This is a genomic window from Vibrio breoganii (genome assembly GCF_001677275.1).
In the GTDB taxonomy this organism is placed as follows: domain Bacteria; phylum Pseudomonadota; class Gammaproteobacteria; order Enterobacterales; family Vibrionaceae; genus Vibrio; species Vibrio breoganii.
In genome coordinates this window covers 161,135-173,080 of record NZ_CP016177.1, presented here as the reverse complement: position 1 = coordinate 173,080, position 11,946 = coordinate 161,135, and the positions used below count along the sequence as shown (strand labels likewise).

10 protein-coding genes are annotated in these 11,946 nt (G+C 45.5%); 3 read left to right on the top strand and 7 right to left on the bottom strand.

What is annotated here, in order from left to right:
• Position 1: 1 nt before the first annotated feature.
• On the top strand, positions 2-478 hold the full coding sequence (gene coaD / locus A6E01_RS00850) for a pantetheine-phosphate adenylyltransferase (RefSeq protein ID WP_017029388.1): 477 nt from the start codon (positions 2-4) through the stop codon (positions 476-478).
• Between the two features lie 42 nt (positions 479-520).
• Here coaD and A6E01_RS00845 read toward each other — a convergent pair whose 3' ends face one another.
• The 6 genes from A6E01_RS00845 to rpmB form a co-directional block, all read right to left on the bottom strand.
• On the bottom strand, positions 521-1,462 hold the full coding sequence (locus A6E01_RS00845) for a glycosyltransferase (protein WP_065209372.1): 942 nt from the start codon (positions 1,460-1,462) through the stop codon (positions 521-523).
• 7 nt (positions 1,463-1,469) lie between these two features.
• Positions 1,470-2,474 carry an NAD-dependent epimerase gene (locus A6E01_RS00840; protein WP_065209371.1) on the bottom strand — a complete coding sequence of 335 codons (1,005 nt, stop codon included), beginning with the start codon at positions 2,472-2,474 and terminating at the stop codon, positions 1,470-1,472.
• 7 nt (positions 2,475-2,481) lie between these two features.
• Positions 2,482-3,438, bottom strand: a complete 957-nt coding sequence (locus A6E01_RS00835; protein WP_237334479.1) for a glycosyltransferase family 9 protein — start codon at positions 3,436-3,438, stop codon at positions 2,482-2,484.
• A gap of 182 nt (positions 3,439-3,620) precedes the next feature.
• Entirely contained in the window at positions 3,621-4,433 is an 813-nt protein-coding gene (mutM, locus tag A6E01_RS00830) for a bifunctional DNA-formamidopyrimidine glycosylase/DNA-(apurinic or apyrimidinic site) lyase (protein ID WP_065209369.1), read from the bottom strand.
• Between the two features lie 106 nt (positions 4,434-4,539).
• A complete protein-coding gene (rpmG, locus tag A6E01_RS00825) occupies positions 4,540-4,707 on the bottom strand; it encodes a 50S ribosomal protein L33 (protein WP_017029383.1) in 168 nt (55 codons plus the stop codon).
• Between the two features lie 13 nt (positions 4,708-4,720).
• Entirely contained in the window at positions 4,721-4,957 is a 237-nt protein-coding gene (rpmB, locus tag A6E01_RS00820; RefSeq protein ID WP_004728407.1) for a 50S ribosomal protein L28, read from the bottom strand.
• Between the two features lie 381 nt (positions 4,958-5,338).
• Between rpmB and recG the strand changes: the two genes are divergently transcribed.
• Complete coding sequence (gene recG, locus A6E01_RS00815; RefSeq protein WP_065209368.1) at positions 5,339-7,417, top strand: ATP-dependent DNA helicase RecG; 2,079 nt, start codon at positions 5,339-5,341, stop codon at positions 7,415-7,417.
• Positions 7,418-7,488: 71 nt separating this feature from the next.
• Here the strand turns inward: recG and A6E01_RS00810 are convergent, their stop codons facing one another.
• Positions 7,489-9,813: a Tex family protein gene (locus A6E01_RS00810; RefSeq protein ID WP_065209367.1), complete on the bottom strand. Its 2,325-nt coding sequence runs from the start codon at positions 9,811-9,813 to the stop codon at positions 7,489-7,491.
• Between the two features lie 229 nt (positions 9,814-10,042).
• Here A6E01_RS00810 and A6E01_RS00805 point away from each other — a divergent pair, with 229 nt between their 5' ends.
• Positions 10,043-11,944 carry an ATP-dependent zinc protease family protein gene (locus A6E01_RS00805; protein WP_065209366.1) on the top strand — a complete coding sequence of 634 codons (1,902 nt, stop codon included), beginning with the start codon at positions 10,043-10,045 and terminating at the stop codon, positions 11,942-11,944.
• The last annotated feature ends 2 nt before the right edge of the window (positions 11,945-11,946 follow it).

Genomic DNA, 11,946 nt, shown 5'->3' with positions numbered 1-11,946 from the left:
TATGAAAAACCACGTCCTCTATCCCGGCACCTTTGATCCTCTAACCAATGGCCATTTGGATATCATCACGCGTGCCGCAAACCTGTTTGAAAAAGTAACGGTCTGTGTGGCGGCTAGCCCAAGCAAAAACACTATGTTCTCCTTAGAAGAGCGTGTCGCTATGCTCCAAGAGTCCGTAGCTCATCTAGATAACGTCTATGTGGAAGGGTTTTCTGGGTTACTAATTGAATTTGCGAAGGAAAAGAAAGCGAACCTTCTTGTTCGTGGTTTACGCACAACCATGGACTTCGAATATGAATTCGGCTTGACCAGCATGTATCGAAAATTACTGCCTGATCTCGAAAGTATATTCTTAACGCCTTCAGAAGAGTTTGCTTTTCTATCCTCAACCATAGTTCGCGAAGTTGCAATTCATGGTGGCGATGTTGAAGGCTTTGTACCTGCATCTGTTTTTAAGCGCATAAAAGAAAAGGTTTAGCTTTTGCTAAACCTTTTGAATCTAAATTCATTTCGCACCTAACTACCAACTTTCTTTCAAAGATAGATCCAAGAGGTTCAAATGCTCTTTAGCCATCTTCATAGATGAGAAATGATGTCTTGCGTGCTTTCGAATTTGTACCGGATCTAGGGCTGATACTTTTGAGATAGCGGCTAACATTTGCTCTTCGTTATCACATAAGAATCCGGTTGTTCCATCAATAATCAATTCACTCATGGCCCCTCTCCTAAATGCAATAACCGGAGTACCAGATAGCATTGCCTCTACGACAGTCAACCCAAACGGTTCTTCCCATTGTATCGGTACCAGCAAGGCTTTAGCTTTGCTGAGATAATGGGACTTTTTCTTACCGTTTATATAGCCAACGGGTTTAATATAGGGATGCCAGTTGAACCATGTTTCTGGATTGCCGAATCTATGACCTCCAGCCACTACAAGCCTAGTTTTACTACTTTTAGCGATTTTTATGGCTGTTGATATCCCCTTTTTACTGCGTTTAACCTTGGCCAAGAATAGTAAGAATTCATCTTTCTCCAGACCAAACTCAACCGTTTGTTCTGGAATACCATTGTGAATGAATTTTTCTCTACCGTTATTCTTTGCATGTGATCTAGATACATAGACACCATTTATCTCATGTCCTTGCCCACCATGAATAACATTTAGTAACCCTAGCCCGCGGCTCTGAATTCCTTCAGAAATACTCTCCGGCAAACCACAGTGTATTTCGATATCAGTTGTATCTGAAGGTAAAACTTCGTTCAGGCTTTCCCACGACGTACTAACCACGGGATTTTGTATAAATTCAAAGTGGCTAGTTTTATTACCCATAGGCGCTATAACAGTCACCTTATGACCTAAATTATTCTGCTCTTGTGCCAACCACTCGACTAATCGATTAGAACCACCACTATCAGGTAGTGGTGGCATAGGCTGGTCAAGTATATGAACGATATGGCGCATGCTAAACTTAGAGTTCGTAGTAGGCTTTATACCAATCAGCAAAGGCTTTCACACCCTCTTTGACCTTCACCTTAGGCTTGTATCCAGTAGCCTTGAATAAGTCCTCTGTATCGGCGTAAGTAGCGTACACATCGCCAGGTTGCATAGGCATAAAGTTTTTCTTCGCTTCCACACCTAGTGCATCTTCCAATGCTTCAATGTATTCCATTAGCTTCACTGGGCTGCCGTGGCCAATGTTATATACACGATATGGCGCAGAACTGGTTGCAGGAGAGCCTTGTTCTACGCTCCAATCACTGTTCGCTTCAGGGACAACATCTTGAATGCGGATAATGCCCTCTACGATATCATCGATATAGGTGAAGTCACGTTGCATATCACCGTTGTTGTACACATCAATCTCGTCGCCATTCATAATTGCCTTGGTAAACTTGAATAACGCCATGTCCGGGCGTCCCCAAGGGCCGTATACAGTGAAAAAGCGTAGACCCGTTGTTGGCACACCGTAAAGGTGAGAATAGGTGTGAGCCATTAACTCGTTCGATTTTTTAGTGGCGGCATATAGCGAGATAGGATGGTCCACAGAGTCAGCAGTATCAAAAGGCATCTTTTTGTTAAGGCCGTAGACTGAACTAGAAGACGCATACACAAGATGCTTAATCTTATGGTGTCGGCAACCTTCAAGAATGGTTAGATGCCCGACTAGGTTGCTGTCCGCATATGCTAAAGGGTTATCGATAGAGTAACGAACGCCAGCTTGAGCCGCTAAGTGAATAACCTTATCAAATTGCTCTTCAGCAAATAATGTTGCGATCCCTTCACGATCGGCCAGATCTAAGTTCTTGAACACAAACTTATCGTGAACGATACGCGTCAAGCGATCTTCTTTTAGCGAAACCTGATAGTAGTCATTCATGTTATCGATACCGACAACCTCATGACCCGCATCCGTCAAACGTTCAACAACCGCACTTCCAATGAAGCCCGCAGCTCCAGTTACTAAATATTTCATACAATCACTATTGGCCACATTTCGACAGTGGCATTTTAATTACTATAGATTCAAAAACCGTTTGAGCATTGACATTGGCCAAGCACTCGGGTTTTGATGAGTTATTAAGGCTACAAGATTTCCCGCCACAAGGTACACAATCCAAACCACTTTGAATAATAGTAATATTATTCACAGATTGCGCTAATCCCTTGCGATTGAAAGGTACCCCATCTTTTGAATAATTGTAAGGCCATGGGGCCCATATATCCGGCAATGTACCGCCAAAGAGCACCACTTGGGGAATAGGGTACCCTGCGGCTAAATGCGCAGGCCCAGTATCAGGACCGACAAAGCCATTGCTATTTTTTGCGACTAAACTCATTTGATTTAACGGAACCTTACCGCAAATATCTAACCACCCGGCTTTGGGTAAGCACTCAGTTACCTCTTGAACGATTTGAGTATCTCGCTCCGAGTTAGCTCCAGTGAAGACTAGAAAGTATCCTTCATTAAGTAGTTTTTTAGCTAGTTCCTGCCAATAGTCAATTGGCCACTGCTTAAAATCAGAGGAGGCAGGGCAATGCAAAATAATATATCTAGTCGGTAAGGCTTCAAGCAAGTCACACCCTTTTGCCTCGGGCGCAACTAGGTGCATTTCCTTACTGATTCCAACAGGATTCAGAAGACGCATATTGCGATAGAACTGGTGCTCAACCTTAGGGTTGATATCTACTGTTTTGGTGTAAAACAAGCGTCTAATTTTAGGTAACTTTGAATCGATGAAACCGATACGCTGCTTGCCACAAATCCAAGTATAAAGCATCGGCTTATCGCTAATTCTATCATTTAGAACTAGATCATATTGACGCCAATTTTTTACCGCAAACCCAAGTAGATCCTTGAACGATGGTTTTTTGTCTAGATATACAATGTTGTTGATATCAGGATTACCATTAAATGCCAAGTGACCGTTACGAGTCACTAGAACATCAATTTGGCTATCGGGATATGCTCGCCTTAAACTTCGAGTTAAACCAGTGGTAAGGAGGCTATCGCCTAATAACATTGTTGATAGTACTAGGATCTTTTGAGGCATATGCTTGGTTACATAAGAAAATCATTCCCATATGATACTTTGCTTATGCAATGCCTTGCTATTCATTATCATTCAATCTGACAATGATCACACCAAAAGGTATTTCTCTGCCCGACCATCTTCTGACTAATTTCTGTTTTGCAGACAGGGCATGCCTCGCCTGCACGACCATAGACTTGTAACTGCTGAGCAAAGTAGCCTGGCTTGCCATCTGGCTGTTCAAAGTCATTTAACGTGGTGCCGCCTTGTTTAATGGCGTTCGCCAGCACTAGCTTAATCTCGTCCACCAGCAATCCCCACTCATCATAAGTCAATGAATTTGCAGGTCTTAATGGATGAATTCTAGCATTAAAAAGAGATTCATTGGCGTAGATATTACCGACACCCACTACCACCTTATTATCCATTATGAACTGCTTTACTGCCACACGGCGCTTTGCCGCTAGTAGAATAATATGTTCAGTGCAGAATTCATCAGAGAGAGGCTCAGGACCTAGGTTGTCTAAAAGCGCTAACGACTCGTCATTACCGACCCATTGCCATGAGCCAAAGCGGCGGGGATCGTTGTAGCGTAGCATCTTGTCATTTTCTAGCACCAGATCCACGTGATCATGCTTAGTTGGTTCTAGACTTGAATCTTGAATACGAAGGGAGCCAGACATCCCAAGGTGGACCACTATGCTTCCTTGCTCCGTTCTTAGCAGTAGATACTTAGCTCGACGCTCAACCGCTTCAATCACCACGCCTTGTAACTGCTCTAGCTTTTCAGGTACAGGCCATCGCAGCTGTCGCTGACGCACCACCAGCTTCTTTATTGTTTGACCAGTGATGTGCGGGCTGATGCCCATTCGGGAGACTTCTACTTCGGGTAACTCGGGCATGAGTGGCTCAAATTAATCATACGGAGTTTGATTGTAGCGTTTTTCAGGCACAAAAAAACCCAGCAACAAGTGCTGGGTTTTTATGTTCTGCTTAAAGAAGTATCAATTACTTGATTTTAGCTTCTTTGTACATAACGTGCTGACGAACAACTGGATCAAATTTCTTGATCTCAAATTTGCCCGGCATGTTACGCTTGTTTTTATCTGTAGTATAGAAGTGACCTGTACCAGCAGAAGAAACAAGTTTGATTTTTTCGCGAATGCCTTTAGCCATTGCTCAATTCCTCTTAAACGTTTTCGCCACGTGCACGAATATCTACAAGTACAGCATCAATGCCTTTCTTGTCGATGATACGCATGCCTTTAGCAGTTAGACGTAGTTTAACAAAACGTTTTTCGCTCTCTACCCAGAAACGATGAGTTTGTAGGTTCGGCAGAAAACGGCGCTTAGTAGCGTTGCGTGCGTGAGAACGGTTGTTACCCGTTACAGGACGCTTACCAGTTACTTGGCATACTCGGGACATGAATGTCTTCTCCAAATCGTTTCAGCTCGATATCAACCTTGGTGGCCGAACCTCTCTTATGAGGTCAAAAACCGTTATGGAAAACCCATACAAGGCTATCAAAGGTCGCGCATTATACTAAGTTGATCGCAATTGCTCAAGACCCGAACAGATCCTTTTTGCATAAATCGCTGATCTTTTTTTAGCAGAGCTGATTATTGTTCAAAAATAGTGCGCGTATGTTACCAGAAATCCTACACCCTACAACTACTAATTCTCCATCCGCCCTATATTTAATTATGCTGGGCGATTATTTGTGTTTGGCTAGGTTAAATTGATAACCTAAGATAACGTAAAGCCTGCCACCATATTGATATAAATCATTCACTTATCGGAGTCAGAATGTCGCAACTCCTATCTGCAATTCCACTGACATCCCTAAATGGCGTTGGTGCTAAAGTTGCCGAAAAATTGGCTAAGATAGGCCTAATTACCGTTCAAGACCTTTTATTTCACCTTCCTCATCGCTATGAAGACCGAACTCGCGTCTATCCAATGGCCAGTTTGCACGCAGGACTATGGGCTGGAGTACAAGGCAAGGTAATGTCAGTGGATACTGTTTTTGCCAGGCGAAAAATGTTGACCGTTAAGATTAGCGACGGCAATGGCACCATTACACTGCGATTTTTTAACTTTACCGCTGGAATGAAAAATAACTTCAGTGAAGGCAAGTTAGTGCATGCCTACGGTGAGATAAAAAGGGGCAATCAAGGGCTAGAGATTGTTCACCCCGACTTTAAGTTCTTCAACGAAGGCAAAACCGTCGCAACTGAATCCAGCCTCACCCCTGTTTATCCGACTACTGATGGCCTGCGTCAATTGACCCTGCGCACTCTTACCGATCAAGCGTTAGAGCTGCTGGACAAGTCAGCGGTCAATGAACTATTACCGAGTGGCTTGTATGATGCTCAGCTGTCTCTTAATCAAGCACTACATATTGTTCATCGCCCTGAGCCTGAGATTGACCTAGAGCAATTTGATTTGGGCCGTCATCCATCGCAACTGCGACTTATCATCGAAGAGTTACTGGCACAGAACCTTTCTATGCTGGCATTAAGAAGCAAGGGGCAATTAGACAAAGCGATTCCTTTGCCCGCTTCATCACGCCTCAAAACAGGGTTGCTTGAATTACTACCCTTTTCTCCAACAAACGCGCAGTCGAGAGTGGTTAAAGAGATCGAGGGAGATCTTATCAAGCCCCACCCTATGATGCGTCTTGTTCAGGGCGATGTAGGTTCTGGTAAAACTCTCGTTGCGGCTCTTGCGGCGGTAACTGCCATTGAGCAGGGTTATCAGGTGGCCATGATGGCACCTACTGAGTTGCTTGCAGAGCAGCACGCCATCAACTTTTCTACTTGGTTTGAACAGCTAGGAATAAAAGTCGGCTGGCTAGCGGGCAAGGTTACTGGTAAAGCAAAACAAACTCAGTTAGAAGCTATTGCTAGTGGCGAGGCACAGATGGTCGTTGGAACACACGCCCTGTTTCAAGAGCAGGTGAAGTTTCATAACCTATCGCTGGTTATCATCGATGAGCAACACCGCTTTGGTGTTCATCAGCGACTCGAGCTAAGAGAGAAAGGGGCCGCTTCTGGTCACTACCCTCACCAGCTGATCATGACGGCAACGCCAATCCCTAGAACCCTTGCTATGACGGCCTACGCCGATCTTGAAACCTCTGTGATTGATGAGCTCCCACCGGGGCGTACGCCAATACAAACCGTGGCTATTCCCGATACCAAACGCGCCGATATTATTGAACGCATTCGCGCAGCCTGCGCTCATGAAGGAAAACAAGCCTATTGGGTTTGTACCTTGATTGATGAATCCGAGGTGCTTGAGGCGCAAGCTGCTGCAGAGATCGCAGAAGAGCTTACGGCCAAGCTGCCAGAATTAAAAGTTGGGCTGGTTCATGGCCGTATGAAACCTGCTGAAAAACAAGCCATCATGGCGCAGTTTAAGTCCAATGAGCTTCAGCTCTTGGTCGCAACCACGGTTATTGAGGTGGGCGTGGATGTGCCCAATGCTAGCTTGATGATCATAGAGAACCCTGAGCGCCTTGGACTTGCCCAGCTCCACCAGCTACGTGGACGAGTGGGACGCGGCACAGTAGCAAGTCATTGCGTGCTTCTCTACCATGCACCACTGTCTAAAACAGCTCAGAAACGACTGGGAGTATTAAGAGAGAGTAATGATGGTTTTATTATTGCGCAGCGTGACCTTGAAATAAGAGGCCCTGGAGAGCTACTGGGGACCAAACAAACCGGTATTGCCGATTTCAAGATTGCCGACTTAGTTAGAGATCAACATCTCGTGCCCCAAGTACAAAAAATGGCGCGCTTTATTCATGAACAATACCCTGAAAATGCACAAGCCATCATTCAGCGCTGGATAGTCAACAGTGATGAATATGCCAAGGCATAGATCAAACTATGGGCACAAATAAAAAGAGCCCTATATATTATATGTAGGGCTCTTTTTGTTAATAATGGAAGTTAGCGTCGCTTTTTACCAGCACTCGCGAAGGCTGCCGCCATAGCGCCGCCCAAACCATTGTCTGCAGCCGAGCGACTGTCACGACGTTCATTTCTTACTGGTCGCTTGTTGTCTCGGTTGCCTTGTGGTTTGCTCGCACGGTTATCCTGCCCAGGCTGATCATTAAGGCGCATAGATAAAGCGATACGCTTACGCTGGATATCCACCTCCATCACCTTAACCTTAACGATGTCACCTGCCTTCACTACCTCACGCGGATCAGAGACATACTTATCTGTGAGCGCAGAGATATGCACGAGACCATCTTGATGTACGCCAATATCAACAAATGCGCCAAAATTAGCTACGTTAGAGACCACACCCTCAAGCACCATACCTACTTCAAGGTCTGACACCTTATCGATACCTTCTGCAAAGGTCGCTGTTTTAAACTCTGGTCTTGGGTCTCGACCTGGTTTATCCAGCTCTTTAATGATGTCTGTGACCGTAGGCAGACCAAATTGCTCATTGGTAAAATCGATAGCGTTTAGCTTACCTAGGAAGACACTATCTCCGATAAGGTTTGAGATAGGCTTGCTGGTTTTCTCCGCTATCGTTTTGACGACAGGGTAGGCCTCAGGGTGTACTGATGATGAATCCAGAGGGTTGCGACCATTCATGATTCGCAGGAAGCCCGCACTCTGCTCGAACGCTTTAGGTCCCATTCTGGCGACTTTCTTAAGGCTAGCGCGGCTTTCAAAGCGTCCGTTATCATCTCGATGCGCCACGATGTTTTGGGCAAGAGTGGTCGATAAGCCCGCCACACGATTAAGCAGTGCAGCTGAAGCGGTGTTTACATCCACACCTACGCCGTTTACACAGTCTTCAACCACGGCATCCAAACGCTTTGCCAAAGACGACTGACTCACATCGTGCTGATACTGACCCACACCAATAGATTTAGGGTCAATTTTAACAAGCTCAGCAAGTGGGTCTTGTAAACGGCGGGCAATAGACACCGCGCCACGCAAAGACACATCCATATTAGGGAACTCTTTGGCCGCCAATTCAGAGGCTGAATACACAGATGCCCCCGCTTCACTGACCACAATCTTTTGTACCTTGACGCCCTTCTTGATGATGTCGCCAATAAAGGTGTCAGATTCACGAGAAGCCGTACCGTTACCAATCGCCACCAAATCCACATTGTGCTGTTTTATCAATCGCTCAATGGTTTGCATCGACTTGTCGTATTGCTTTTGTGGTGGATGTGGGTAGATAACATCCGTTGCCAGTACCTTACCAGTACCATCCACTACTGCGATTTTACAGCCCGTTCTTAGTCCAGGATCAAGACCTAATGTTGCACGAGGCCCCGCAGGTGCGGCCATTAGCAAGTCTTTCAGGTTGGTCGCAAACACTTCAATAGCGCCTATCTCTGCGCGCTCTTTCATGGCAGACATTAGCTCGGTTTCAAGGTGCATGGAGACCTTCACCCTCCAAGCAAAGCTAATCACTTGCTTACGCCACGTATCAGCAGGGGCATCACTTAATGAAATTCGGTAATGATCCGTGATGATGGTTTCACAGTATGAGCTGCGAATAGATGGGTCTTGTGCCGGGTCAGCATTGAGAGACAACTGCAAAAAGCCTTCATTGCGTCCGCGCAACATGGCTAGAGCGCGATGCGAAGGTACTCGGCTTATTGCTTCATCATGCTCAAAGTAATCCTTGAACTTCTCTCCCTCAGACTCTTTGCCAGAAATCACTCGAGATTGAAGCTGTGCATGCTTGTTGAGGTAGTTGCGCAGCTTTTCTAGCAGGTCGGCATCTTCTGCAATTCTTTCCATCACAATGGCTCGCGCGCCATCCAATGCGGCTTTGGTGTCAGAGATACCCTGCTCTGGATTCAAATATTTCTCAGCTTCTACCTCAGGTACAAGGGAGGCATTACCCCAAATCGCATCCGCCAAAGGCTCCAAACCTGCCTCTATGGCAATCTGTCCCTTAGTGCGACGCTTAGGTTTATATGGAAGGTAAAGGTCTTCAAGACGAGTCTTGTTATCGGCCTGATTGAGCTCTTTTTCCAACTCAGGGGTTAGTTTACCTTGGTCTGAGATGGACTTAAGGATCGACTGCCTACGTTCGGCCAGTTCTCGTAGATAAGTCAAACGACTGTCTAGGGTACGCAGTTGGGTATCATCAAGCCCTCCCGTGACTTCCTTTCTATAGCGAGCGATAAACGGTACTGTATTCCCTTCATCAATCAGGTTCGCCGTCGCAGTCACCTGTTGCGTAGCAACATTTAGCTCAGCGGCGATAATTTGAAAAATCGTCTGACTCATCTTAATTCACTTGTTTTTCCTTAGGGTTTGAAACTAACTATGGGGGCAAATGTCAGAAAAACCAGATAGCTAAAGGGGCAATGGCTCGAATAATCAACGATCAATGAGTTAATTTGAAGAATTAACCTAACATTTGCCTGCAAGCCACTGATTATTAGTTAGAATTAAAACCAGTAACCCGACAAAAAAAACCTAGCTGCTAATAGTTGGGTAGATATGGATGTTGATAATGAAAAAGATAAATAAATCTCTCTCTCTGCTCATCGCCTCTATGGTCAGCCTACCTCTGTTGGCTGACGGGAATGATACTGCCGTAATGATGAAAAACGACAAGCAGGCCTACACCACTGCAGATCCGGCTCTTGAATGGCAAGATAAGGTCATACTGGGGCGCGTGGAAAACGTCTACTACCAAGATATTGATGGTCTGACTGAACAGCCTTTCATTGGCAAAATAGATACCGGCGCTGACACCACCTCAATGCATGCTGAAAACATCCACGTCTACAGCAACAATGAGAAATACGAAGGAATGCAAGATACCGAACTGATGCAGACGATTGTCGATGAGTTTGGTGGTCCTAAGAGCAATTGGTGGCTTGAAAGCTTTGATACCCCTGAGCGAAATATTCAAGGGGTGGTTAAATTCGATATTCGCCACCCAACAACCGGTGAAGTCATCTCATTAGAGCGCCCGCTGGCACGTACCAGTGTTATTCGTAGTCGCACCAGTGAGATCCCGCTGTATCGCCCTGTTATCAATATTCCACTTAAGATAGCGGGCATTACCGTCAATACCGATGTTAACCTGACCGACCGTAGCAACTTCTCGGCACCTATCCTTATTGGTAAAACCTTCCTTAAGCAAAATGCATGGGTGTTTGCCGGTTACGACTACCTTCAATCACAAAATGACGCTCGTATCGTTGGACGCAGCGAAGAATTTTTTGTTGATGGTGTCTCGCTAAAAACCAGTTTCTCTCTAGCCAACAGCTACAGTCAAATGCACGCAATGGACATCAAGATTGATGAAGAAAAGCGCACAGTGACTTTTGATACTGCAAATAAGGCCGGCGACAAAACAACTCTGACTCTGCCGCTAGAGCGCATGCTTAGAGTGAGTGGCGAAGAACGACCTTTGGTATTTGTTCCAGTGAAGGCGGGCGACTTCGAGAAGCCTATCTTGGCGTACCTAAAAGATCGCTCTAAATACAGTTCTCAATTACGTTTAGGTAAAAACACGCTCAACAAGTACTTCATTATCGATACTAAAGATAAGAATGTACTGCGTGCAGAAAACATGACGCTAGAAACCCTGCTCAGTGAGCGTGACCCACTGATTGTTGCGACCCACGAAATCATTTACCTAGACGGCGCGCCAGTGAATGCCGAGCCTTCTTTTGCGATTAACACTCCAGTGCTATTCGTTGATGGCTTTGAGCTAAGCAAAGGTAAAAATGGCGAGCAAGCCAGCTTCTACATTCCAAGTAGCGACGGCAGTGATAAAAAAGTCATTAAAAAGGTAGAGCGTAAGATCCGCGTGGGTGAGAGCGTTCGACCAATCCTAAAAGAGCAAGTGGTTATCGGCGGAAAAGAGATGACACTTGAGTTTGCTCTTGAAGCGATTGGTAAGGGCGATGAACCCCACTTTGCCATCGGCCGTGCCTTTAAAAAGGATGGCGTGCTTGTGAATACGCGTACCGAAGACCTGTTAGACCCTCGTCCACTGTTCCATACGGGTTACATTGAGAAAGCACAGGTTGAAGGGCTTAAGTTCTCAGTAAAACTGGATACCGGTGCTGATATCAGCTCAATGAATGCCCTAAACATCAAACGCTTCGAAAAAGATGGCAAGGAGATGGTGAGCTTTGATTATGAAAATGCCGAAGGCTTGAAGCAGAGCTTCACCAAGGAAGTGGTCGATATCATGCGCATCCGAGCAAAAGCCGGAGAAAAGCCGAATGAGCGCCCAGTGATCATGATGAACGTAACACTTGGCGAGGTGAGCAAAACCGTTCGTGTTAACCTGCAGGACCGAAGTCGCTTTGAATACAGCATGATTCTTGGAAAGAACTTTTTGAAGAATGGTGTTGTAGTTGGTAGCGACAATACTTATCTATTGGGTAAGTAATC